This window comes from Dactylosporangium sp. NBC_01737 (assembly GCF_035963215.1).
Taxonomy (GTDB): Bacteria; Actinomycetota; Actinomycetes; order Mycobacteriales; family Micromonosporaceae; genus Dactylosporangium.
Genome location: NZ_CP109153.1, coordinates 8,581,340 through 8,605,788, shown reverse-complemented (window position 1 = coordinate 8,605,788; position 24,449 = coordinate 8,581,340). Strand labels below are relative to the sequence as shown.

21 protein-coding genes are annotated in these 24,449 nt (G+C 72.5%); 14 read left to right on the top strand and 7 right to left on the bottom strand.

The features are described from left to right. Positions 1–99: 99 nt before the first annotated feature. Entirely contained in the window at positions 100–2,226 is a 2,127-nt protein-coding gene (locus OHA72_RS38945; RefSeq protein WP_327001083.1) for an MMPL family transporter, read from the top strand. A gap of 178 nt (positions 2,227–2,404) precedes the next feature. Here the strand turns inward: OHA72_RS38945 and OHA72_RS38940 are convergent, their stop codons facing one another. Both OHA72_RS38940 and OHA72_RS38935 read right to left on the bottom strand, forming a co-directional pair. After that, positions 2,405–3,187 (bottom strand): SPFH domain-containing protein, encoded by a 783-nt coding sequence (locus tag OHA72_RS38940; RefSeq protein ID WP_327001082.1) that lies wholly within the window; start codon positions 3,185–3,187, stop codon positions 2,405–2,407. A 14-nt stretch (positions 3,188–3,201) separates the two neighbouring features. Then, on the bottom strand, positions 3,202–3,555 hold the full coding sequence (locus OHA72_RS38935; protein WP_327001081.1) for an NfeD C-terminal domain-containing protein: 354 nt from the start codon (positions 3,553–3,555) through the stop codon (positions 3,202–3,204). A gap of 349 nt (positions 3,556–3,904) precedes the next feature. On the opposite strand from OHA72_RS38935, the gene kdpF reads away from it, so the two are divergent. From kdpF to OHA72_RS38885, 10 genes are all read left to right on the top strand, one after another. Next, complete coding sequence (gene kdpF, locus OHA72_RS38930; protein ID WP_327001080.1) at positions 3,905–3,994, top strand: K(+)-transporting ATPase subunit F; 90 nt, start codon at positions 3,905–3,907, stop codon at positions 3,992–3,994. Continuing rightward, positions 3,994–5,655, top strand: a complete 1,662-nt coding sequence (gene kdpA, locus OHA72_RS38925) for a potassium-transporting ATPase subunit KdpA (protein ID WP_327001079.1) — start codon at positions 3,994–3,996, stop codon at positions 5,653–5,655. Before kdpF ends, kdpA begins: the two co-directional genes overlap by 1 nt. A gap of 29 nt (positions 5,656–5,684) precedes the next feature. Continuing rightward, on the top strand, positions 5,685–7,787 hold the full coding sequence (gene kdpB / locus OHA72_RS38920; protein WP_327001078.1) for a potassium-transporting ATPase subunit KdpB: 2,103 nt from the start codon (positions 5,685–5,687) through the stop codon (positions 7,785–7,787). A gap of 17 nt (positions 7,788–7,804) precedes the next feature. Further along, complete coding sequence (locus OHA72_RS38915) at positions 7,805–8,674, top strand: potassium-transporting ATPase subunit C (protein WP_327001077.1); 870 nt, start codon at positions 7,805–7,807, stop codon at positions 8,672–8,674. Positions 8,675–8,749: 75 nt separating this feature from the next. Then, positions 8,750–11,335, top strand: coding sequence for a sensor histidine kinase (locus OHA72_RS38910; RefSeq protein WP_327001076.1), 2,586 nt, complete (start codon positions 8,750–8,752; stop codon positions 11,333–11,335). Next, positions 11,332–12,009 carry a response regulator gene (locus tag OHA72_RS38905; protein WP_327001075.1) on the top strand — a complete coding sequence of 226 codons (678 nt, stop codon included), beginning with the start codon at positions 11,332–11,334 and terminating at the stop codon, positions 12,007–12,009. Before OHA72_RS38910 ends, OHA72_RS38905 begins: the two co-directional genes overlap by 4 nt. 88 nt (positions 12,010–12,097) lie before the next feature. After that, positions 12,098–12,421, top strand: a complete 324-nt coding sequence (locus OHA72_RS38900; protein ID WP_327001074.1) for an Lrp/AsnC ligand binding domain-containing protein — start codon at positions 12,098–12,100, stop codon at positions 12,419–12,421. Then, positions 12,418–13,752 carry a diaminopimelate decarboxylase family protein gene (locus OHA72_RS38895; protein ID WP_327001073.1) on the top strand — a complete coding sequence of 445 codons (1,335 nt, stop codon included), beginning with the start codon at positions 12,418–12,420 and terminating at the stop codon, positions 13,750–13,752. The genes OHA72_RS38900 and OHA72_RS38895 overlap by 4 nt, the downstream gene beginning before the upstream one ends. A gap of 3 nt (positions 13,753–13,755) precedes the next feature. Beyond that, positions 13,756–14,271, top strand: a complete 516-nt coding sequence (locus tag OHA72_RS38890; protein WP_327001072.1) for a hypothetical protein — start codon at positions 13,756–13,758, stop codon at positions 14,269–14,271. 153 nt (positions 14,272–14,424) lie between these two features. Then, positions 14,425–16,260, top strand: coding sequence for an Hsp70 family protein (locus OHA72_RS38885; protein WP_327001071.1), 1,836 nt, complete (start codon positions 14,425–14,427; stop codon positions 16,258–16,260). A gap of 54 nt (positions 16,261–16,314) precedes the next feature. On the opposite strand, the gene OHA72_RS38880 is transcribed toward OHA72_RS38885, so the two are convergent. Further along, on the bottom strand, positions 16,315–16,518 hold the full coding sequence (locus OHA72_RS38880; protein WP_327001070.1) for a hypothetical protein: 204 nt from the start codon (positions 16,516–16,518) through the stop codon (positions 16,315–16,317). 295 nt (positions 16,519–16,813) lie between these two features. Here OHA72_RS38880 and OHA72_RS38875 point away from each other — a divergent pair, with 295 nt between their 5' ends. Next, a complete protein-coding gene (locus OHA72_RS38875; protein ID WP_327001069.1) occupies positions 16,814–19,819 on the top strand; it encodes an AfsR/SARP family transcriptional regulator in 3,006 nt (1,001 codons plus the stop codon). Between the two features lie 9 nt (positions 19,820–19,828). On the opposite strand, the gene OHA72_RS38870 is transcribed toward OHA72_RS38875, so the two are convergent. Continuing rightward, positions 19,829–19,999: a hypothetical protein gene (locus OHA72_RS38870; protein WP_327001068.1), complete on the bottom strand. Its 171-nt coding sequence runs from the start codon at positions 19,997–19,999 to the stop codon at positions 19,829–19,831. Positions 20,000–20,238: 239 nt separating this feature from the next. Between OHA72_RS38870 and OHA72_RS38865 the strand changes: the two genes are divergently transcribed. Both OHA72_RS38865 and OHA72_RS38860 read left to right on the top strand, forming a co-directional pair. Next, entirely contained in the window at positions 20,239–20,571 is a 333-nt protein-coding gene (locus OHA72_RS38865) for a hypothetical protein (RefSeq protein ID WP_327001067.1), read from the top strand. Next, the gene (locus OHA72_RS38860) at positions 20,523–21,680 is read left to right on the top strand and encodes a hypothetical protein (protein ID WP_327001066.1); all 1,158 of its coding nucleotides are present in this window, start codon (positions 20,523–20,525) and stop codon (positions 21,678–21,680) included. Before OHA72_RS38865 ends, OHA72_RS38860 begins: the two co-directional genes overlap by 49 nt. Positions 21,681–21,715: 35 nt before the next feature. Here the strand turns inward: OHA72_RS38860 and OHA72_RS38855 are convergent, their stop codons facing one another. From OHA72_RS38855 to OHA72_RS38845, 3 genes are read right to left on the bottom strand one after another with little or no spacing between them, the layout of a single operon-like run. Continuing rightward, positions 21,716–22,795 (bottom strand): asparaginase, encoded by a 1,080-nt coding sequence (locus OHA72_RS38855; protein WP_327001065.1) that lies wholly within the window; start codon positions 22,793–22,795, stop codon positions 21,716–21,718. Next, positions 22,792–23,127, bottom strand: a complete 336-nt coding sequence (locus OHA72_RS38850) for an avidin-fold protein (RefSeq protein ID WP_327001064.1) — start codon at positions 23,125–23,127, stop codon at positions 22,792–22,794. The genes OHA72_RS38855 and OHA72_RS38850 overlap by 4 nt, the downstream gene beginning before the upstream one ends. Then, the gene (locus tag OHA72_RS38845) at positions 23,124–24,389 is read right to left on the bottom strand and encodes a glutamate synthase-related protein (RefSeq protein WP_327001063.1); all 1,266 of its coding nucleotides are present in this window, start codon (positions 24,387–24,389) and stop codon (positions 23,124–23,126) included. Before OHA72_RS38845 ends, OHA72_RS38850 begins: the two co-directional genes overlap by 4 nt. Positions 24,390–24,449 lie beyond the last annotated feature (60 nt).

The window sequence follows — 24,449 nt, the reverse complement described above, 5'->3', positions numbered from 1 at the left end:
TCGCCATCCGCGGCGCTCTATCCTCGGGACAGCGCCGAAACCTAGGGGGAATCAATGTTCGGCTGGCTAGGTAAGTTCGTCGTACGCAGAGCATGGTGGGTGATCACCGGCTGGCTGGTCGCCTCGGCGGCGATCATCAGTCTCTCGCCGTCGCTGACCGACATCACATCGGCGGAGCAGAGCGACTTCCTGCCGTCCAAGTACGAGTCGGTGCAGGCGATCAAGCTGGCACAGACGTCGTTCGCACAGCAGGCGACCGCGAGCGCGCTGGTCGTCGTCAAACGCACCGACGGTGCGCCGCTGTCCGATGAGGACAGCAAGACGGTCACGCAGCTGGCCGACAAGCTCAAGGCCCGCAACATCGCCCGCACCCAGGGCTACGTCACCGGTCCGCAGGCGCTCGCGCCGGACAAGTCGATCCAGCTCATCAACGTGGGCCTGCAGGCCGACACGCCGGACGACCCGGCGCTGCTCGACGCGATCCGCGTCCTGCGCACCTCACTCACCGAGGACCTCAACGGCACGGCGCTCAGCGCCCGCGTCGGCGGTGACGTGGCGGCGTACGTCGACAACGAGGACACCTTCAACGGCGCGTTCGCGATCGTCGGCGGTGCGACGGTCGTGCTCATCATCGGCCTGATCCTCTTCATCTTCCGCAGCCCGATCGCGGCGCTGCTGCCGATCTTCGTGATCAGCATCGTGTATGCGGTGACCACCGGCATCATCGCGATCGTCGGCAAGGCCCTGGACTGGAACGTCGGGCAGGACCTGCAGACGATCCTGCTGATCGTGTTGTACGGCATCGGCACCGACTACATCCTGTTCCTGCTGTTCCGGTACCGCGAACGCCTGCGCGCCGGCGACGACAAGCAGACCGCGATGATCGTCTCGGTGCAGCGGGTCGGCGAGGTCATCGCCTCGGCGGCCGGCGCGGTCGTGGTCGCCTTCCTGGTGCTGCTGCTGGCCTCGCTCGGGTTCTTCGGGTCACTCGGCCCTGGCCTGGCGATCGCGGTCGGCGTCATGCTGATCACGTCGCTGACGCTGATCCCGGCGCTGGTGTCGAAGCTCGGCCGGTTCGTCTTCTGGCCGTCCAAGGCGTGGCAGCGCCAGCCGAAGGCCACGATGTCGCGGAAACTGGGCGAGCTGGTCGGCCGGCGGCCGGCGCTCGTCGCGGCGGTGTCCGGGCTGGTGCTGGTCGCCCTCGCGGGTGGCACGCTGATGTACAAGGCCGACTACGACTTCAGCGCCGGCTTCCCGCAGGACACCGAGTCCGCCCTCGCGCAGGCCGACCTGGGTCGCGCGTTCGCGGCCGGTGCCGCCCAGCCCACCGAGGTGTACCTCACCACCACCGACGGGTCGGCGCTGAGCCAGCAGGCGATCCAGGAGTTCACGGCGGCGGCCAAGAGCGGGCCGGGCGTGGGCCAGGTCCGCGACGCCGTGCCCGGCACCGCCCCTGGCGTGGTGCGCATCGACGTGCTGCTGAACATGAACCCGGTGTCCAACGAGGCCATCGAGCTGGTGCGCGACGACCTGCGCGACTACCTGCACGCGCGGGCACCGGCCGGCACCAAGGCGGTGGTCGGCGGGATCACGGCCGTGTTCGCCGACATCAACTCGGCCAACAACCGCGACCTGTCGGTGATCCTGCCGGTGGCAGCCGCGCTGATCGCGCTCATCCTGGCCCTGCTGCTGCGCAGCCTCGTGGCGCCGATCTACCTGGTGGTCGCGGTGCTGCTGAACTTCGCGGCGACGCTGGGCGCCACGGTGTACGTCTTCCAGGGCTTCCAGGGCAAACCGGGCGTCACGTTCCAGCTGCCGATCATCCTGTACCTGTTCGTGGTCGCGATCGGCACCGACTACAACATCCTGATGATCGCGCGGCTGCGGGAGGAGGCCCGCGAGGGCAGGGAGCCACGCGAGGCGGCGGCGCTCGGCGTTGAGCACGGCGGCCCGACCGTCGCCGCGGCCGGCCTGATCCTCGCCGGCACGTTCGGGGTGCTGATGCTGGCGCCCATCTCGTTCCTGCAGCAGATGGGCTTCGCGGTCGCGATCGGCATCGTGCTGTCGGCGTTCGTGATGTCGTTCTTCTTCGTGCCGGCGTTCACCGCGCTCATCGGGCATGCCGCCTGGTGGCCGGGCCACGGGGACCGGGCCCCGGCACCGCACCAGCCGGTGGGCGGCGCCGTCCCGCTGGAGAAGGCATCCGACCCAGCAGGACACGCCTGACCAGCAACAACGACGGCCCGGCAGGGCAGTCGTAACCAGCGATGATCACGACGGCCCGGCAGGGCACGCGTGACCAGCGATGACGACGGCCCGGCCGGGACTCGGCCGGGCCGTCGTGCACCAGGTGGTGCTGACCGGCCCGGGACACGCGTGCCGGGCCGGCGCACCTACGCGGGCGTCATCCGTTGTCGCGCCGCACGAGCGCGGTCCCGGTGGCGTCGCCGGCCGGTGCGGAGGTGGTCATGCCCTTGCGCACGACCTCCAGCAGCGCGGTGCCCTGCGTGGCGAGGGAGGCCACGACGCTGTTGAGCCCCTCGGCGCCGTCCAGCACGGTGAGGTTGGCACCCTGCAGGCCCTCCGCGGCGGCCCGGAGCAGGTCCGGCAGCTGCTCGATCATCAGCTGGTCGAGGGCGATGCGGTCCTGCGCGGCCGCCGCCTCCGCGGACAGCTTCGTGGCGTCGGCCTCGGCTCGGGCGAGGGTGACGATCCGCTCGGCCTCCGCCTGTGCGGGGCGGACGACCTCGGCGATGAGCTGAGCCTGGCGCAGCTCGGCGTGCTTCTGCGCGACGAGGGCCTGCTCGACCAGGACGTGCTGCTGGGCCTGGGCGGCGGCGAGCGGGCCGGCCTGCGCGGCGGTCTGCTGAGCCTGGTCGATCTCGGCCTGGAAGCGCGCCTGGGCGATGGCGGTCTGGCGCGCGTACTCGGCCTGGTTGCGCTTGCTCTCCTGCTGCGCCATGGCGCTGGCCTGGTCGGCCTTCGCCTGGGCCACGTTCGCCTCCTGGTTGACCCGCGCCTGGTGCGGGGCCGCGAGGGCCTTGATGTAGCCCACGCCCTTGTCGTCGATGCTGCTGATCTGCAGCGAGTCGATGTCCAGGCCGATGCGGGCCATCTCGGTCTTGCTGGCGTCCACGATCGCGTCGGCCAGGGTCTGCTGCTCCCGGATGATCGCCTCGACCGTCATCCCGGAAAGGAACGTTATGTAACAGTCGCCTCCTGCATGGCCAGCGTCAGCCGGGAGACTTTGGAGAACACCGGGACGACGTAGGTGCCGTGCCCGGTGACGATCTTGAACGGCAGCGCATCGGCCCTTCTTGACCTTCCTGGCCTTTGGTCCCCGGGCATCGGCGACCACGGTTCGACGTCGACCTGGCGCGCACCGCGGAAATGAACGACGAGCACGTGAGCTCCCGGCGGCACGGGCTGCGCGGCGAACGCAAGATAGTGATGCGGGACACCCTGGACCACGACCCTGATCTCGCCGGGTCGCTCACCCCCGCGAACGGCGGTGACCACCACGCCCACCTTGCCGACCAGCGACTGACCGCGCACAGGCTGCTCTCCCAAACCCCGTCGCCCGCTCCGCGCACTCCCGCGCGTCGTGACGTGTGCGATCCAGATTGTGCACCCGCCGCGCCAGCGCGGGTGGCCCCACTCCGCAGGCAGAACAGTGGCGGCGGTCACCCCGGCGGGCGGCGGCGTTAAGAAACCGTCAAGGACGCCGGTGCACGCATATGGATTGCATCAACGCACCTGGGCAGGGCAGGCCAGCGGGGCTTCACTTCGGTTGGCAGAGCTGACGGCAAAGAAGGAGATCCCTCGTGGCTGACCTGTGGTTCGTGCTGCTGACGATCGCGGCGTTCGCGGTCCTCGGCCTTGCGGTGCGGGCGGTGGAGCGGCTGTGAACGCCGAGAACCTCGTCGGCCTCATCCTCGCGGTCGCCCTCACCGCTTTCCTGGTGACGGCCCTACTCTTCCCGGAGAAGTTCTGATGAGCACCGCAACGGCGGGCGTCGTCTTCGTCGCCTCGCTGATCCTCGCCCTGGTGCTGGTCCACAAGCCCTTCGGCGATCACATGTACCGGGCGGTCACCTCCACCCGGCACAGCCGCTTCGAGCGGCTCGTGTACCGGGCGGTCGGGGTGAACCCGAAGGGTGAGCAGTCCTGGGGTGTCTACGCCCGCAGCGTGCTGGCGTTCTCGGCCGTGTCGATCCTGTTCCTGTACCTGTTCCAGCGGGTCCAGAACCACCTGTGGCTGTCGCTGGGTTTCGACCCGGTCAAGCCCGACCAGGCATGGAACACCGCGGTCAGCTTCGTCACCAACACCAACTGGCAGTCGTACTCGGGCGAGTCGACGATGGGCCACCTGGTGCAGATGGCCGGGCTCGCGGTGCAGAACTTCACCTCGGCCGCGGTCGGCATCGCGGTCGCGGTGGCGCTCGTGCGCGGATTCGCCCGGTCGAAGACCACCGAACTCGGCAACTTCTGGGTCGACCTGGTCCGCATCTGCGTGCGCATCCTGCTGCCGGTCGCGGCCGTCGCGGCGGTCGTGCTCATCGCCGGTGGTGTGGTGCAGAACCTCAGCGGCGGTACCGACGTCACCACCCTCGCCGGCGGCAGCCAGACGATCACGGGTGGGCCGGTCGCGAGCCAGGAAGTGATCAAGGAACTCGGCACCAACGGCGGCGGGTTCTACAACGCCAACAGCGCCCACCCGTTCGAGAACCCGACCGGCTGGACGAACTGGATCCAGTTGTTCCTGATCCTGCTCATTCCGTTCAGCCTCCCCCGCGTCTTCGGCCGCATGGTCGGCGACAAACGGCAGGGCCTGGCCATCGCGGGCATCATGGCGATCCTCGCGATCGGCAGCGTCATCGCGATCAACGCCCTGCAGCTCGCGCACGGCGGGACGGTCCCCACCGCCGTCGGCGCCGCCACGGAGGGCACCGAGACCCGCTTCGGGGTGTCCCAGTCGGCCACGTTCGCAGCGGTCACCACACTGACCTCGACAGGCGCCGTGAATTCCTTCCATGACTCCTACACCGCGCTCGGTGGCATGGTGACCATGCTCAACATGATGCTCGGCGAGGTGGCACCCGGCGGCGTCGGATCCGGGCTGTACGGCATGCTCATCCTCGCCGTGGTCACCGTGTTCGTCGCCGGGTTGATGGTCGGACGCACCCCGGAGTACCTGGGCAAGAAGATCAGCGCCCGGGAGATCAAGTTCGCGTCGCTGTACCTGCTGACCACCCCCGCACTGGTCCTGGTCGGCACGGCGATCGCGATGGGCTCGGAGAAGGCACGGTCCTCGATGGCCAACCCGGGCGCGCACGGGCTGTCGGAGGTGCTGTACGCGTTCACGTCCGCATCGAACAACAACGGCTCCGCCTTCGCCGGGATCTCGGTGAACACGACGTTCTACAACACGGCGCTCGGGCTGTGCATGCTGCTCGGCAGGTTCCTGCCGATCATCCTGGTCCTCGGCCTTGCCGGCTCCCTCGCCCGGCAGACACCCGTGCCGCAATCGGCCGGGACGCTGCGGACGTACCAACCCCTGTTCATCGGCATGGTCGTCGCGGTCACCGTGATCGTGGTCGCCCTGACCTACCTGCCGGCCCTCGCCCTCGGCCCGCTCGCGGAGGGCGTCCGATGAGCACACTGACCGCCTCTCAAGGGAACGACATGACCGCCCCATCGCCCCGCCGGATCGCCGGCGGCCTGCTGGACCCGGCACAGCTGTGGAGGTCCACTCCGGACGCCCTGCGCAAGCTCAACCCCGCCACGCTGTGGCGCAACCCGGTCATGTTCATCGTGGAGGTCGGCTCGGTCTTCACCACCGTCCTGGCGGTGCTGCACCCGAGCGGGTTCGCCTGGCTGATCACCGTGTGGCTGTGGCTCACCGTCGTGTTCGCCAACCTCGCCGAGGCCGTCGCCGAGGGTCGCGGCAAGGCCCAGGCGGAGACCCTGCGCCGGGCCAAGACCGACACCCTCGCCAGGCGCCTCGTCGGCGACGACCGCGTCGAGGAGTCGGTGCCGGCCGCGGCGCTGCAGCTCGGCGACATCGTGGTGGTCGAGGCCGGCCAGGTCATCCCCGGCGACGGCGACGTCATCGAGGGCATCGCCTCCGTCGACGAGTCCGCCATCACCGGCGAGTCCGCACCCGTCATCCGCGAGTCCGGCGGCGACCGCAGCGCCGTCACCGGCGGCACCAAGGTCCTCTCCGACCGTATCGTCGTGAAGATCACGCAACGGCCCGGCGAGAGCTTCATCGACCGCATGATCGCCCTCGTCGAAGGCGCCAACCGGCAGAAGACCCCCAACGAGATCGCCCTCAACATCCTCCTGGCGTCGCTGACGATCATCTTCCTGCTCGCCGTCGCGACCCTGCAGCCCCTGGCGATCTACTCCAAGGGCGTGCAGGCGTTCGCACCGGACAGCCTCGCCCTCAACGGCGACGGCGTCACCGGCATCGTCCTGGTCTCGCTCCTCGTGTGTCTGATCCCGACAACCATCGGGGCGCTGCTGTCCGCGATCGGCATCGCCGGCATGGACCGCCTCGTGCAACGCAACGTCCTGGCCATGTCCGGCCGCGCCGTGGAGGCCGCCGGCGACGTCAACACGCTGCTGCTGGACAAGACCGGCACCATCACACTGGGCAACCGGCAGGCCGGCGAGTTCGTCGCCGTGCAGCACGTGACCGCGCAGGACCTCGCTGACGCGGCGCAGCTGTCCAGCCTCGCGGATGAGACACCCGAGGGCCGCAGCGTCGTCGTGTACGCCAAGAGCGCGCACGGCCTGCGGGAACGCAGCCCCGGAGAACTCGCCGGCGCGACCTGGGTGCCGTTCACCGCGCAGACCCGGATGTCCGGCGTCGACGTGGAGGAGGACGGGCAGGTACGGCAGGTCCGCAAGGGCGCCGCAACCGCCGTCATGAAATGGGTCCGCGACAACGGCGGGCACCCCACCACCGACGTCGGCGAGATCGTCGACGCGATCTCCGGCGCCGGCGGCACACCCCTCGTCGTCGCCGAACGGGTCGCCGGGCAACCCGCCCGCGCGCTCGGGGTGATCCACCTCAAGGACGTCGTGAAGCACGGCATGCGGGAACGCTTCGACGAGATGCGCCGCATGGGCATCCGCACGGTGATGATCACCGGCGACAACCCGCTGACCGCAAAAGCGATCGCCGAGGAGGCCGGCGTCGACGACTTCCTCGCCGAGGCCACCCCCGAGGACAAGATGGCCCTCATCAAACGGGAGCAGGAGGGCGGCCGGCTCGTCGCGATGACCGGCGACGGCACCAACGACGCGCCCGCCCTCGCCCAAGCCGACGTCGGCGTCGCCATGAACACCGGCACCAGCGCCGCCAAAGAGGCCGGCAACATGGTCGACCTGGACTCCGACCCGACGAAGCTCATCGAGATCGTCGAAATCGGCAAACAACTGCTCATCACCCGCGGCGCCCTGACCACGTTCTCCATCGCCAACGACATCGCCAAGTACTTCGCGATCATCCCGGCCATGTTCGCCGCCATTTACCCCGGCCTCGACGCGCTGAACATCATGCGCCTGCACTCCCCGACCTCGGCGATCCTGTCCGCGGTCATCTTCAACGCCGTCGTCATCGTCGCGCTCATCCCCCTCGCGCTGCGCGGGGTCCGGTACCGGCCCGGCTCCGCCGCGTCGATGCTGCGCCGCAACCTGCTCCTCTACGGCGCCGGCGGCATCATCGTGCCGTTCATCGGCATCAAAGCCATCGACCTCATCGTCCAGTTCATCGTGTGAAGAACCGGGATCTCCTGATGCGCCTCCCAGCCTGGCTCAGCCAGCACCTCGCCGCGCTCCGCGCGCTGCTCGTCCTGAGCGCCCTGCTCGGCATCGTCTACCCGCTGCTCATGGTCGGCATCGGCCGGATACCGGGCCTGTCCGGCCGGGCCGACGGCTCACTCATCGACAAGGACGGCCACCCCGCCGGCAGCCGCCTCATCGGCCAGGCGTTCACCGACGCCGACGGCAACCCGCTCAAGCAGTACTTCCAGTCCCGGCCGTCGGCCGCCGGCGACGGCTACGACCCCACGTCGACGTCGGCCAGCAACCTCGGCCCGGAGAACGTCGTGGACACCCTCGGCGAGGGCGGCAGGCAGAGCCTCCTCACCCAGGTCTGCGCCCGCAGCAAGGCGATCGGCGACCTCGAGGGCGTCGACGGCGGCCGGCCCTACTGCACGCCGGGCGGGGTCGGCGCGGTCCTCGCCGTGTTCCACCGCGACGGTGCCACCGGCCCGGTGACCCGGGTCGTGAGCCTCAACGAGGCATGCCCCGCCGAGCCCTTCGTCGCCACGTACGGCGGCGTGACGGTCGAGTGCGCCACGCCCGGCGACGACTACGCCAAGGGCGTCGTCACGCCGGTCCGCGGCGGCGCGGCGGACCGGCCGGTCGTGCCGGCCGACGCGGTCACCGCCAGCGGCAGCGGCCTCGACCCGCACATCAGCGTCGCCTACGCGCGCCTCCAGGTGAACCGGGTCGCGGCCGCCCGCGGCATGTCGCCGGCAGACGCGCAGAAACTCATCGACAGGTACACCACCGAGCGGCTCCTCGGGTTCGTCGGTGCGCAGGGCGTCAACGTCCTGCAGCTCAACCTCGCCCTCGACGCCGCGCACCCGGTCCGCGGCTGACAGTTCCCGGCCCGCCGCCACCGGCGGCGGGCCGTTCGCCACCCCGCCCAGCGGCGGAGAAGGTACGGTGCAACGATGGCGCGCGGACAACTGCGGGTCTACCTCGGCGCCGCGCCCGGGGTCGGCAAGACCTACCGGATGCTCGAAGAGGGCCGGCGCCGCCGGCAGCGGGGCACCGACGTCGTCGTCGGGTTCGTCGAGACGCACGGCCGGCCGTTCACCGAGGCGATGCTCTCCGGGCTGGAGGTCATGCCCCGCAGGGCGATGACCTACCGCGGCGCGCAGTTCACCGAGATGGACCTCGACGCGATCCTCGCCCGCCGACCCGAGGTCGTCGTCGTCGACGAGCTCGCCCACACCAACGTCCCCGGCACCCGGCACGCCAAACGGTTCCACGACATCGAGGAGCTCCTCGACGCCGGCATCACCGTGCTCACCACCGTCAACATCCAGCACCTCGAGTCGCTCAACGACGTCGTCGAACAGATCACCGGCGTGCCGCAGCGCGAGACCGTCCCCGACGCCGTCGTGCGCCGCGCCGAGCAGATCGAGCTCGTCGACATGACCCCCGAAGCGCTGCGCCGCCGGATGGCGCACGGCAACATCTACCGCGCGGAGAAGGTCGACGCGGCGCTGGGCAACTACTTCCGGGTCGGCAACCTCACCGCCCTGCGGGAGCTGGCGCTGCTGTGGCTCGCCGACAAGGTCGACGAGCAGCTCGACCGGTACCGCGCCGAGCACCGCATCGACGCCACCTGGGAGGCCCGCGAACGGGTCGTCGTCGCCCTCACCGGCGGCCCGGAAGGCGAGACGCTCATCCGCCGGGCGGCCAGGGTCGCCGCCCGTACCAGAGCCGCCGACCTCCTCGCGGTGCACGTCATCCGCGGCGACGGGCTCGCCGGCGCCGACCCCGCCAACCTCGCCCGGCAGCGGATCCTCGCCGAGAGCCTCGGCGGTACCTACCACCAGGTCGTCGGCAACGACATCCCGGCCGCGCTGCTCGACTTCGCCCGCGGCGTCAACGCCACCCAGCTCGTCCTCGGCGCCAGCCGCCGGCACCGCCTCGCCCAGCTGCTCTCCCCCGGCGTCGGCGTCACCACCACCGCCGAGTCCGGCTCGATCGACGTCCATCTCGTCACCCACGAGCAGGCCAGACGCGGCCGGCTCCGGTTCGGGCCGACCCGCGGCGTCACCGTGCGGCGGCGGCTGGCCGGTGTCGCGCTCGCCGTGCTCGGCCTGCCGCTGCTGACCGCCGGCCTCGTGGCGGTCCAGGCGGACATCTCCCTGCCCAGCGACATCCTCGCCTTCCTGATGCTGACCGTCGCGGTCGCCCTGGTCGGCGGGCTGTGGCCGGCGCTGCTCGCCGCCGTCGGCAGCTTCCTGCTGCTCAACTACTACTTCACCCCGCCGATGCACCGGTTCACCGTCGCCGAACGGGAGAACCTGTTCGCGCTGCTGGCGTTCGTGCTCGTCGCCGTCGCCGTGTCCACCGTCGTCGACCTCGCCGCCCGGAGGACCAGGGAGGCCGCCAGCGCCCGGGCCGAGGCGCAGACCCTCTCGACGCTCGCGGGCAGCGTCCTGCACGGCGACCGGCCGCTGCACGCGCTGCTCGAACGGGTCCGCGAGTCGTTCGGCCTCACCAGCGTCACGCTGCTGCAGCGGCGTACCGACGCGGACGCCGGACCACGCGGCGAGGCCGGCTCGTGGCAGATCGCCGCGAACGTCGGCGACCAGCCGTGCACCTCGCCCGCCGACGGCCAGACGGAGGTCCCGATCGACGATGACCTGTCCCTGGTGCTGCGCGGCCCCACCCTCGCCGCCTCCGACCGGCGCCTCGTCGAGGCGTTCGCCGCCCACGCCGCGATCGCGCTGCGCCAGCAACGGCTGTCGGAGCAGGCGGCCACCGCCGGTTCCCTCGCCGAGGTCGACAAGCTGCGCACCGCGCTGCTGTCCGCGGTCAGCCACGACCTGCGCACCCCGCTCGCCTCGGCCAAGGCCGCCGTCGGCAGCCTGCGCAGCCCCGACGTCGAGTTCTCCGCCGAGGACCGCGCGGAGCTCCTGGCAACCGCCGAGGAGTCCCTCGACAGGCTCAACCGGCTGGTCGAGAACCTCCTCGACATGAGCCGCCTGCAGGCCGGGGCGCTCGGCATGTCTGCGCAGGCGATCAGCGTGGCCGAGGCGATCCCCCGCAGCATCGACGACCTCGGCGACGCCGCCGACGGTGTGCGGGTGACCGTGCCCGACGACCTGCCCGAGGTGTACGCCGACCCGACGCTGCTGGAACGCATCCTCGTCAATGTGCTGGCCAACGCCCTGCGCTACAGCCCGGCGGGGCAGCCGCCGCTGATCAGCGTCAGCGAGCACGCCGGGCTGGTCGAGGTCCGTGTCATCGACCACGGACCCGGGATCCCCGCCGCCGACCGGGACCGGGTCTTCCAGCCGTTCCAGCGCCTCGGCGACCGCGACAACACCACCGGCGTCGGGCTCGGCCTCGCCCTGTCCCGCGGCCTGGCCGAGGCGATGGGCGGCAGCCTCGAACCGGAGAACACCCCCGGCGGCGGGCTCACCATGACCCTGACCCTGCGCACCGCCGACCTCGACGCGCGGGCCGACCCGGCGCTGCTGGACCGGCTGGACACCTTCCCCCATGACGCCCCATGACCCGGGTCCTCATCGTCGACGACGAACCGCAGATCCTGCGGGCACTGCGGATCAACCTGCAGGCCCGCCACTACGACGTCATCGCCGCGGCCGACGGCACCCGGGCCATCGCCGCCGTGGCGGCCGAGCACCCTGACGTGGTCGTGCTCGACCTGGGGCTGCCGGACCTCGACGGAATCCAGGTGATCCGGGCCCTGCGCGAGTGGACGCCGGTGCCCGTCATCGTGCTGTCCGGGCGGCGCAGCAGCACCGACAAGATCGACGCCCTGGACGCCGGCGCCGACGACTACGTCACCAAACCGTTCGACATCAACGAACTGCTCGCCCGGCTCCGCGCCGTCACCCGCCGCCGCGGCACGACCGGCGAACCGGCGCGGGTCCGCATCGGCCGGTACACCGTCGACCTGGCGACCTTCGACGCCCAGCGCGACGACGGCGAGCGCCGGCACCTGACCCGCACCGAATGGCGGCTGCTGGAGCTGCTGGTGCGCAACCCCGGCCGGCTCGTCGGGCACGCCGAGCTGCTGCAGCACGTGTGGGGCCCCACCTACGTCAACGAGGTGCACTACCTGCGGCAGTTCCTCGCCCAGCTGCGCCGCAAGCTCGAGGACGACCCCGCCCGGCCCCGCCACCTGCTCACCGAACCCGGCATGGGCTACCGTTTCCAGCCCTGAGCCGCCGGTGTACAGAAAGCGTCAAGGTCCGTAGCGATTGCGTCAGGACGTCTTGGCCGGCCCGTCGCCCGGTGCCAGCGTGAACGGCATGACCAGCCAACATCTTCGGGATCCGTTGCAGGCACTGGTGTTCGTGCGGCTCGGCGACCCGAGCCCGGTGCGGTTCGAGCGGTTCCTCGGCGGCGCGGCCGGCATCGTCGCCGCCTGGCACATCGTCGGCGACGTCGACCTCGCCGTCCAGGTGCGCTGCCCCGACCTCGCCGCGCTCGACCGGTTGCTCACGGCCATGCGGACCGGCGGCGCCGTCGCCACCAGCACCCACCTCGTCGTCCGCCAGGCGTCGCTGACGTCCGTCTCGTTCCAGGAACCGGCGGTCCGCCGGACCCGTACGGTCCGGAGGGCGGTGCGATGACCCTCGCCGAGAGCATCCCGACGCTGCGGGCGTCGCTGCCGCCGTCGCTGCACCGCGACGTCTGGCCGGCCGGCACGCACTGGGCCTCGCACGGCGACCTCACCGTCGCCGGCGTCGGCCTGACCGGGCTCGCCGCCGCGCACGGCACACCCGCCTACGTCGTCGACGAGGCCGACGTGCGGCTGCGCTGCCGGCAGTACCTGGCCGCGTTCGGCGCCGGGCGGGTCGCATACACCGCGAAGGCCCTCCTCAGTGTCGGGGTCGCCCGCTGGATCGCCGAGGAAGGACTGGACCTGTACGTCGGCTCCGCCGGTGAGCTCCACGTCGCGCAGGCAGCGGGCTTCCCGATGGACCGGATCGTGCTGTACGGCAGCGCGAAGACCCCGGACGACCTGCACGCCGCCTACACCGCCGGGGTCGGCACGATCGTCGTGGAGTCGCTGTCGGAGATCACCCGGCTCGCCGCGACCGCCCCGCCCGGTCAGCGGGTGCTGCTGCGGGTCCTCGCCGGCCCGGAGCCCGCCGGCGGCCTCGACCACCGGTTCGGGCCAAGGATCGGCACCGGCGAGGCCGAGACGGCGGTCGCGAGGATCGCCGGCCAGCCGGGGCTGCGCCTGGCCGGGTTCGACTGCTCCGTCGGCCACCAGGTCAGCCGGTTCAGCGTGTACGAACGGGAGGTACGCCGCATCGTCGAGTTCTGCGCCGCGATGCACGCCCGCCACGGCATCGACGTGACCCAGGTCAACCTCGGCGGCGGCCACGCGGTCGCCTACTCCGGCGCCGACCTCGGCTTCGCCCTGGACGCGTTCGCCGGCCGGATCCGCGCCGTACTGCACCTCGAACTGGACCGGCACCGCATCACCGAACCCGCGCTGACCGTCTCGCCGGGACGGGCGATCGTGTCCCGCGCCGGGCTCACCCTGTACCGCATCATGTCGGTGATCCGCGGCCAGGACGGCCGCCGCGTCGTCGCCGTCGACGGCGGCATGACCGACTGCCCCACCGCGGCCCTGTGCGGCTGCGCCCACACCGCCGCGCTCATCGGCCGATCCAGCCTCGCCGACCCGGAACCGGCAACCGTCGTCGGCCGGCACAACGACGCCGACGACGTGGTCGTGCCCACACTGCTGCTGCCGGCCGACGTACACCCCGGAGACCTCCTCGCAGTCGCCGGCACCGGCGCCTACCACCACTGCCGGGCCTCCAACTACCATCAGGTCGCCCGGCCGCCGCTGCTCGCCGTCGCCGACGGGCAGACCCGCACGCTGGTGCGCCGCGAGTCGCTCACCGACCTGCTGTCCCGCGACGCCGACCATCCGCGGGCGGGGTGAGCCGTGCTCGGTGTGGCGCTGCTCCTGCTGACGGCCACCTGGCTGGCGGCGCGGTGCTGCCGCTTCTTCGTGCCCTGCCTGCCGCAGGTCCGGCTGGACGAGACGGCTTCCAGCCACGTCGATGCGGCGGCCCACGGCGACCGGCTGCGGCTCGCTGCCCGCCCGCCGGGGTCCGGCGAACCCGTGGACCGGTCCTCGTTGCTGCTGGAGGTCGCCGCCCCCGGCGACGCACGGCACGCCGCCGCGCTGACCGTCACCGGCCTGTGCCGGGACGGCCGGCCGGTGCTGCGGACGGAGGCCTGGGACGTCCCGGACGCCATCGCGGCGGTCCTGCTGCACCTGCGGGACCGGACCGGCCTGCGCCCGGACGTGCACTTCCACCGGCCGCAACGGCACCCGGCGGCGCAGTGGCTGCGGTTCCTGCTGCTGGGCACCGGCGCGGTCGTCCCGCTCACCCGCCAGCTGCTGCACGAGACCGAACCGGACCCGGCCCGCCGCCCGACCGTCCACATCGGATGAGCGCGGGCGTACGCCCCGAAGGTCGGTCTGACACGAGCCGATTGCCGCGGCAGTGCGGCGGTTCGCTCGATTGCCCGCCGATCGGGCGGTCCATACGATGCCGCTGCCGACGCACTCGCGCCGACGCGACCGGACCCGTCTGGACCAGGAGTGGTGATCGAGTTGCGGCTGGGCATCGACTTCGGCACATCGAGCACGGTGGCGGTCCTCGACACCGGTGACGGGCAGACCCGGCCGCTGCTCTTCGACGGCACACCGGTGCTGCCCTCCGCGGTCTGCCGGGACGACTCCGGGGCGCTGCTCGTGGGCCGCGACGCGCAGCACGTGGGGCGCGGATCGCCGGCGTCGTTCGAGCCCAACCCGAAGAAGCGGATCGACGACGGCGAGGTGCTGCTCGGCGGCGCCGAGGTCGCCGTGCCCGATCTCATCGCCGCCGTGCTCCGCCGCGTGGACGAGGAGGCACAGCGCACCGCGGGCCGCCCGGCCACCGCGACGGTCCTGACGTATCCGGCCGGGTGGGGCGGCCGGCGCCGCGACGTGCTCCTGGCGGCGGCCCGCTCGGCCGGGCTCACCGCCGTGACGCTGGTGCCGGAGCCGGTGGCGGCGGCGACCTACTTCGTCACCGTCCTCGGCAACGAGGTGCCACCCGGCGGCTGCGTGGCCGTGTACGACTTCGGCGCCGGCACGTTCGACGCCTCCGTGGTCCGCGGCACGGGCGGCGGGTTCGAGGTCCTGGCCGCGGAGGGCATCCTCGACGCGGGCGGTCTGGACGTCGACGCGGCCGTGTTCGCCTACCTGGGCGCCGTCCACGGCGGCACCGACGCCGCCACGTGGAGGCGGTTGAGCAGCCCGGCCACCGACGCCGACCGCCGCGCCGCCCGGACCATGTGGGACGAGGCCCGCGCCGGCAAGGAGATGCTGTCGCGGGCGGCGAAGACCTCGTTCTTCATCCCGCTGCTGGAGACCGACACGACGCTCGGCCGGGAGCAACTCGAGACGCTGGCCCGGCCGCTGCTGGACCGCACGGTCGCGGCGACCCGCATCGCGCTGCGCGAGGCCGGCGTGCGCCCGGCCGACCTCGCCGGGGTGTTCCTGGTCGGCGGTTCGAGCCGGATGCCGCTGTGCGCGACGCTGCTGCACCAGGCGTTCGGCATCGCCCCGGTCGTCATCGAGCAGCCGGAGCTGGTGGTGGCCAGCGGCAGCCTGCGCGCCGGCACCGCGACTGCGGCGCCACGTCCCGAACGGGTCACCACCCCGCCGCGCCGGGCCGAACCGGTGACGACGCCCCCACCGCGCCCCGAACCGGTCACCACCCCGGCGCGCCGGCCCGAGCCGGTGACGACGCCCTCCCTGCGCCCCGGACCGGTGCCGACCCCGGCGGCCCGGCCTGAGCCGGTCCTCGCCGCAACACCTGCGGCGCAGCAGGTGCATCACCCTGTCTCGCCGGCACCGGCCGCCGCGCCACTCGTCGCGCAGGTCGCGCCCGACGTCGGCGTCACCTTCCGCAACGCCACCGGGCGGCTCCCGCTGGCCACGCGGACCTGGAGCCTCGCCGCGATCCCGATCGGCCTGCTGCTCTACGGGATCGGCGTCCTCATCACCCAGACCACGAAGTCGGAGATCGGGGGCGCCGTGATCGGCGTACCCGGCGCCGCGTTGGTCCCGGTCGGCCTCATCGGCTACATCGTGCAGCTGACCGCCCGCTCGCTCCGCATCGACAGTCAGGGGATCACCTATCGCCGGGCGCATCGCCTGAGCGGGTGTCCCTGGAACCAGGTCAGCGCCGTCGCCGTCGAGCAGCGCACGGACACCGGGCCCACCGTCGTCGGGCGCCTGGTGCCGGACTCACCGCTCCGCTTCGACCCGAACTTCACGCCGCAGGTCGGCGAGGACGGTTCGTTCAACCTCGCGCCGCTCGCCGGGCTGGGCACGTCGGCCGACGCCGTCACGGCCGCCCTGGCCCATCACCGCGGGCCCGGCGTCCGCTGACAGCACCCCGGCCGGCGGCGATCTGGCCGTCGCCGGCCGGGGTCTGGTGCGGGGTTACGAGGCGGACACCTGCTCCTGCTGGTTGGCGTTGTTGGCGGCGCGGGTGGAGGCGTCGCGCAGGGCGCCCGGATCGTGCTGCTGGCGGCGCGCCTTGCCGGCGGCAGCCTCGTCGCCGGTGTAGATGCGGGCCGGTCGTGATCCATTACCACTTTTCGGCGCGCGATCACGCTGCGTGGTTCGGGACACCGCGGAACGCATCGACGCACTATGGTGTTGTCATGCTTCGGGCGGCTGTTGCGGCGCGTCTCTTGCAAGTCCATCCACAGACACCGCGCAGGCGGGGAAACGCCAGGTGGCGCTCCGCCGTATGGCGCCCGTCCGCGGCGCGGACCGGGCCCGCAACCCGGCAAAACGGGGCACCTTAAAGGTGCGGATCGTCGTCGCGCAACCCTCGTCCGGCCTGAATCGAGCGACCTTCGCGTGATAGACAGCGGGCAATTCGAAGGCGACCGTTACATCAACGTTCCCCGATATCTGTGAAGGCGCCGTCACCGTGGAGATACGTGATCGTTCCCCGGTAGCGGGTCTGCCGGGGAAGGCGCAGATCGACTTCCGGGTGCTCGGGCCCTTGGAGGTCACCGGCCGCGACGGGCCCGTGCGCGTGCCGCCGGGGCGGCAGGAGGTGGTGCTCGCCGCGCTGCTCATGGAGATCAACCGGGTGGTCGGCAGCGATCACCTGGTGGACCTGATCTGGAACGAGGACCCGCCGGACACAGCACGGACCCAGATCCAGATCTGCGTGTCGCGGCTGCGCAGGAACTTCGCCGACGCGGGCATCCAGGCATCGATCGCGACCAGGCCGCCCGGCTACCTGATGCGGGCCACCGACGACACCATCGACCTGCACATCTTCAACCGGCTCGTGGCCGAGGCGCGGGCGCTCGCCGGCACCGGCGCGAAGGCCGAGGCGGCGGAGCGGCTGCGGTCCGCGGTCGCGCTGTGGCGGGGCCCGTTTCTCACCGGGATCCCCAGCGACGCGCTGCGGGCCAAGGCGCTGCGCATCGACGAGGACCGGCTCAACGCCGTCGAGACCTACCTTGACCTGGAGCTCGACCTCGGCCGGCACCACCAGCTGGTGGGTGAGATCGGCCGGCTCGTCCACGAGCATCCACTGCGGGAGCGGCTGCGCGGGCAGCTCATGCTGGCGCTGTACCGCTCCGGCCGCCAGGCCGAGGCCCTCGACGTGTACCGCACCGGCCGGGATCTGCTCATCGAGGAGCTGGGCCTGACCCCGGGCGACTACCTGCGCAACCTGGAGGCGGCGATCCTGGCCGGGACCGGCGCGCTGCACGACGTCGCCGAGCGCGAGACGGTCGAGCTGTTCGCGACGGCCGGCGCGAACGCGGTCCGGGTGGAGCAGCCGCACCAGCTGCCGGCGGACACCGCCGACTTCGTGGGCCGCGACGACCTCATCGACGCCGCGGAGGAGGCGCTCACCGGCGCGCACGCGCGACGGGCCATGGGCGTCGTGGTGATCGTCGGGATGCCCGGCGTCGGCAAGACCACCCTCGCCACGCATGTCGCGCACCGCCTCGGACGGGAGCACTTCCCGACCGGTCAGCTGTACTGCGACCTGGGCGGCACCCGGGCCGTGCCGGTGGAGGCGGTCGAGGTGCTCGGCCGGTTCCTGCGCGCGCTGGGCATCCCCGGCCCGATGATCCCCGACGACCTGGACGAGCGCGCCGAGATGTACCGCAACCTGCTGGCGCAGCGGCGCGTCCTGGTGGTCCTCGACGACGCCGCGTCGGAGCACCAGATCATGCCGCTGCTGCCCGGCAGCGAGAGCTGCGCGGTGCTGGTCACCAGCCGGGTGCGGCTGACCGGGCTGCCCGGCGCGCATCAGCTGGAGCTGGACATCCTCGACACCGCGCAGGCGCTGCAGCTGCTCGGGCGGGTGATCGGCGAGGCCCGGGTCGCCAAGGAGTCGCAGGCCGCGGTCGCGCTGGTGCGCACCGTCGGCGGCCTGCCGCTGGCGTTACGGATCATCGCGGCCCGGCTGGCCGCGCGCCCCCACTGGTCGCTGGCGTCGATGGTGCAGCGGCTGGCGAACGAACGGCACCGCCTCGACGAGCTCGCGCACGGCGAGATGACGATCCGGGCCAGCCTGTCGCTGACCCACGACGGACTCGCCCGCCCCGTGCGGCAGCTCCTGCGGCTGCTCAGCCTCGCGGAGGGCCCGACCATGCCGGGCTGGCTGGCCGGCGCGGCCCTCGACGACCGCCGGCCGTTCCCCTCCGACCTGCTCGAGCCGCTGGTCGACGTGCAGATGCTCGAGGTCGTCGCGGTCGAGCCCACCGGCGAGTTCCGCTACCGGTTCCACGAGATCATCCGCGTGTTCGCCCGGGAACAGTTGGAGGCGCTCGACGACGAGGCGGTGCGGTCGGCCTCGCAGACGCGGATGATCGGCGGCTGGCTCGCGATCGCCGAGCAGGCGCACCGCAAGATCTACGGTGGCGACTTCACGATATTGCACGGTTCGGCGCCGCGATGGCAGCCGCCGCCCACGTACGTGGAGCAGGTCCTCGCAGATCCACTGGAATGGATGGACAGCGAGCACGTCAACCTGTGCACCGCCGTCGAGCAGGCCGCCGCCGCGCACCTGCACGAGCTGTGCTGGGACCTGGCCGCGACCCTGGTGACCCTGTTCGAGGCGCGCGGCTATCTCGACCAGTGGGAGAAGAGCCACCGGCAGGCGCTCGTGGCGACCGGCCGGGCCGGCAACACCCGGGGCACCGCGGTGCTGCTCGGCTCGCTGGGCACCCTGCACATCAGCCGCGGCCAGCCGGACCAGGCCCGCGCCTCGCTGCAACGCGCGGTGACGCTGTTCCGGCAGCTCGACGACCGGCACGGCCTGGCCATGTGCCAGCGGGATCTGGGGCTGCTCGACCGCCAGCGCGGCGCCGACGACGACGCGCTGGACGGTTACCAGTCGGCGTTGCGGGACTTCGACCGGGTCGGTGACATCGTGGGCCGGGCCTCCGTGCTGACCCAGCGGGCGCACATCCGGATGCGCCGCGGCGACAGTGCGATCGCCCATGCGGAGCTGGAAGAGGCCCTGGAGATCTACCGTTCGGCGGGGTACGTCGGCGGTCAGGCGCAGGCACTGCGGCGCATGGCGCAGGTCCTGGCGCAGCGCGGGGAGAGCGCGCAGGCGGAGCAGATCCTGGCCGAGGTGCTGGCGATGGTCCGCCGCAGCGGCGACGTGATCGGTGAGGGGCACCTGCTGCGCAACCTCGGTGAGGTCAACGCCGAGATGGGGCGCTTCACGCAGGCCCGGGAGATGTTCACCCGGGGTCTCTCGGTCCGCGAGCAGGTCCTGGACCACGGTGGTGCGGCGCTGATCCGGGTCGACCTCGCCCGGCTGATGGACCGGATCGGGGAGCCCGCCGCGGCCGCGGAGCTCCTGGAACGCGCGATCGTCACATTCCAGGACCGCAACATGGACGTCGAACACGGCAGGGCCATGCGGCTGCTGGCCACGGTCACCGGCCGGCGCTGACCAGCGGGATCAGTCCCACGGGTTGTTGTTGGTACCAGGGCTGGTCGGGCTGACGGTCGGCTGGACGACCGGCGTCGAGGTGCCGGTGCCGGCATCGGCCTGGGCGACGTCGACGCCGATCACCAGCGCCGCGGTGGCGGCGACGGCAGCGGCGATCCTGGTGACCTTCAGAGCGCGCATGGCGGGCTTCCTTCGTTCGTTCCGGCAAGTGGCGCAAACGTATGGAGGGCGCCAAACCCGCGGCTATCACGGCCGTTATCGCGCCGCTATCGGCGCCCCTATCACGGCCGGTTGGCGCCGTGATGCCGCGCGGATAGCGCCGGCGGGCAGAACTGAAGGCGCGCCACTCGCGCAGCGAGCATCACGCTGCCTCGTTCAGGGGGGATCGCATGGGCAGGCCGGAACGACCGTTGGACAGTGTGGACGACCCGATCGGTGAGTTCGCCTCCGATCTACGCGAATTACGCCAGCGGGCCGGCAACCCGGGGTATCGCAAGCTCGCCCGCCTGGCGCTGTTCGCGCCGTCCGTGCTCTCCAGCGCCGCCAGCGGCCACCGGCTGCCGTCGCTGCCGGTGACCCTGGCGTTCGTGGCCGCGTGCGGAGGTGAGCCCGAGGCCTGGCAGCGGCGGTGGCACGAGCTCGCGGCGTCGCAGGGTGTGACGCCGGCGCAGGAGGGCCGGCGGCGCCCGCGCAGGACGTGCCGGTGCCGTCCACAGTGGAGCGTGCGGCCCCGGCGAAGGCCGCCGGCGTGACGCTGGCCCGGCCGGCCCAGCTGCCGATGGGTCCGAGCACCTTCGTGGGCCGCGACGACGCCCTTGCCGGTGCGGCGCGGGTGATCGCCCGGGCCGACGCGGCCGCCGCCGCCGTGATCGTCAGCGGGCCGATCGGGGTCGGGAAGACCACGTTCGCGCTGCGGCTCGCCGACGACCTGTCCGCCGCGTTCCCCGACGGGCAGCTCTACGCCGACCTGGGCGGCACCGCCGCCGGCGCGCCCTCGGCGGTCACCGTCGTGCGCGGGTTCCTGCACGCGCTGGGTGTGGCGCCGGCGCTGGTCCCCGACGACCCGGCGCAGCGGATCGGCCTGTTCCGGTCGCTGCTGGCGCAGCGGCGGGTGTTCGTGCTGCTGGAGAACGCCGCCGACGAGCGGCAGGTCCGGCCGCTGCTGGGCCGGTCCACGTCGAGCCAGATCGTGGTGACCAGCCGCGCCCGCCTGCTCGGGCTGGACGGTGTCCACCGCATCGACCTGGACACCTTCACCCGGCACGAGTCGCTCACCCTGATCGGCCGGCTCGCCGGCGTCGAGCGGATCCGGGCCGAGCGCGAGGCCGCCGACACGCTCGCCGACCTGTGCGGCAACCTGCCGCTGGCGATCAACATCGTCGGCCGCAGGATCGCCGCCCGGCCGGAGTGGCGGGTCGCGGACCTGTCCGGGTTGCTCGCCGACGCCGAGCGGCTCATGACCAGCCTCAGTGTCGGCGACATCCGGGTCCGGGACTGCTTCGCCGCCGCCTATCAGCGGCTCACCCCAGCGGCCCGGCACGCCCTGCACCAGGTCGCGCACACGGGCGCCGGCATGGCGACGGCGACCGCCGCCGGACTTGCCGCCGCCATGGGCGTCGCGCCCGACGTGGCCGACGAGCTGCTGGAGTCCCTTGTGGACAGCGGGCTGCTCACCCGGGCGGACCGCGCCGGCCGCTACGGCGTGTCGACCCTGGTCCGTGCCTTCACGGCCAGCACGCCACACGCCGTGCGGGCGCCCGAGACGGTCCAGCCCCGGCCGGACCTCACGGCGGCCAGGCGGATGCTGGTGCGGGCCAACGCGGGCAGGACACACACCGCCCGCCGGGACGTGGTGGCGTGAGACCGGTGCCGCCGGCCGTGGCCGGCGGCACCCGCTCAGACGGTGACCTCGCCGGCGACCGACGTGGACATGATCTCCGCGACCGACTCGGGATCCTTCGTGCGGCCCAACGCCCACATGCACTTCACGATGGCCGTCTCCGGGATCATCCCGGGCAGGTACAGGCCGCCCGCCTCGCGCAGCGCGACGAACGAGTCGTAGATGTTGGCGCCCTTCGTCGCCGGCGCGGAGGCGGTGAGGAACACGTTCACCCCGTCGGCGCGGCACTTCCTGATGAAGTCCGACAGGGCGACGTTCGGGCCGGTCACCGCCGCGTACAGCTCGATCACCACCGCCCGGGACCCGCCGGCCCGCAGCGCGTGGTGCATCGCGTCGAAGTCGAGCCCCGGGTACAGCCGGAAGGACAGCACGCCGTGGTCGGGGTCGCACAGCGACCCGCCCGGGACGCCCGCGGACGGGCTGCCGGGCCGCCAGCGGTCGATCCAGGTGAGCGACCCGCCGGAGACGCTGGCCACCGGCCGCCGGTTGACCGAGCGGAACGACTGCCCGGACGTGCGGACCTTGCGCACCTGGGTCCCCAGATGGACCAGGCCGGGCAGGTCCGCGCCGCCGGCGAAGACGACGTACGCGCCGCGCGGCAGCTCCAGCACCGCGAGCAGCGCGTCGTGGATGTTCTTGCGCGCGTCGGAGTGCTCCTGGTCCGGCGGCAGGTTCGAGCCGGTGATGACCACCGTGACGTCGAGGTCGGACAGCATGAACGACAGCGCCGCGGCGGTGAAGCACATCGTGTCGGTGCCGTGCAGGATGACGACCCGGCGCAGCCCCGCGTCGACGTGCGCGCGCACCGCCGCGGCGATGCTGCGCCAGTCGTCGGGGCGCATGTCCTCCGAGGCCAGCGCGAGCGGCGACACCGTGGCGAACTCGATGATCCGCCCGTCGGGCACCGCCGAGCGGACCAGCCCTAGGCCGGCCGGCTCGTCCTCGTCCGGCGCGACGGTGGCCAGGCTGACCACCGTCTCGTCGACGCGGGTGGTGAGCCGCGAGCCCACCGTGCCGCCGGTCAGGATCAGGCCCACCCGCTCCACCCGGGTCGCCGGGGGCGCGAGGGTGGTCATTCGACGACCTCCACGATGACGGAGAACCCGCTGTCGGCGTGCTCGCCGTAGCGTTCCCAGCGTTCGTTGAGCTGGATCCGCCCGTCGGGCAGGAACTCGGGCGTGTTGACGCTGCGGCCGGAGATGACCGCGCCGTCGGCCATGACCATGGTGTACGCGAAGTCGACGGTGCCGTCGTCGCCGCAGAGGCCGGTCAGCGAGCCGCGGCGGATCTCGCCACCGCCGAACTCCGCCCAGACCAGGTCGCCGCGCTGGCGGTACACCGCGGAGGATGCCGGCTGCTCCGGGTCGGCGTGCACCGCGCGGAACGTCCGGCCGTCATAGTTGATCATGAGTGGGGCTCCTTCACGGTCGTGGGAAACCACAGGTCGTCCTCGGTCAGTTCGCGGATGTCGTACTTGCCGAGCGCGCTGAGCAGCAGCCGCAGCTCCAGCTCCAGGCAGCGCACCAGGCGCACCAGCCCGTCGGCGGCGTCCTCATCGACGGCGATCAGGGCGGCCCGCCCGAGCCCGACCGCCGAGGCGCCCATCGCCAGGCACTTCAGCGCCCGGCTGCCCTCCCAGACCCGGCCGGAGACCAGCAGGGAGGCGTCGTGCTTGCCGACCCGGCGCAGGCACTCGGCGAGCGGCAGGCCGACCTGGTCCAGGAACACCGACGGCGCCCAGCCGGTGCCGCCCTCGGCGCCGTCGACGGTGACCGCGTCCGCCCCGGCGGTCCAGGCCACCTCGGCGGCGCGCCCGACGTCGCGGCCCGGGTGCAGCTTCACCCACACCCGGGCGCGCGGGTAGTTGTTGCGCATCAGGTGCACCTGCTGGCGCAGGATCTCCTCGGTGAACGTGCCGGGGCTGCTGCACCGCAGGAGCATGCCGGTGTCGCGGCCGAACGCCTCGTCCATCGCGTACTGCTCCGACACGGCCGCGGCCGCCCCGCGCGACAGCACCGTCATCCCGCCGAGCCCGGGCTTGGCGCCCTGCCCGACCTTCAGCTCGAACGCCAGGCGGCCGCTGTTGAGCAGCCGGGTCGCGAAGGGATCGCTGTACACCAGGTTCCACACCTCGGCGTCGGCGTCCTCGGTGCTCTGCTGCACCACCACCCCGCCGAGCCCGTCGGGCACCGCCTCCGCGTAGGCCCGGATCCGGCCCAGCAGGCCGTGATCCGGCGACGGTTCGCCGGCGTCGCGGCCGTAGCCGTGCATCGGCACCACGTTCTCGCCGATGACCATCGGGATGCCGAGCCGGCCGGCCTGTGCGCTCGCGGCGACCCCGAGGCCGCCGCCGGCGACCTGGGTGGAGCCGAACGCGCACAGGAACACCGGCAGCGGTGCGGCGAACCCGCCGATCTCGCAGCCGAGGGCGGCGTCGGCGGGCAGCGGTTCGCGGCCGAGGTCGAACATCCGCTCCAGCCGCCGCGGCATGAACACCGGTGGTACGACCCGCGCCAGGTCGAGCTCGTCGGCGTCCACCGTGGACCGTGGCGTGGCGCCGAACAGCGCGTGGCCGTAGTCGGCCAGGTCGGGGAACACGGCGGCGGTGGCGTCGCGCGCGCGGGCTCGGATCGCCTGCTCGGGCATCTGCGGCGCCTTGAGTACACTCACGCCGCCACCTCCGCTACGCTCCGGCGTCGCCCTGAGCCCAACCTGCAATACCGATTCGCG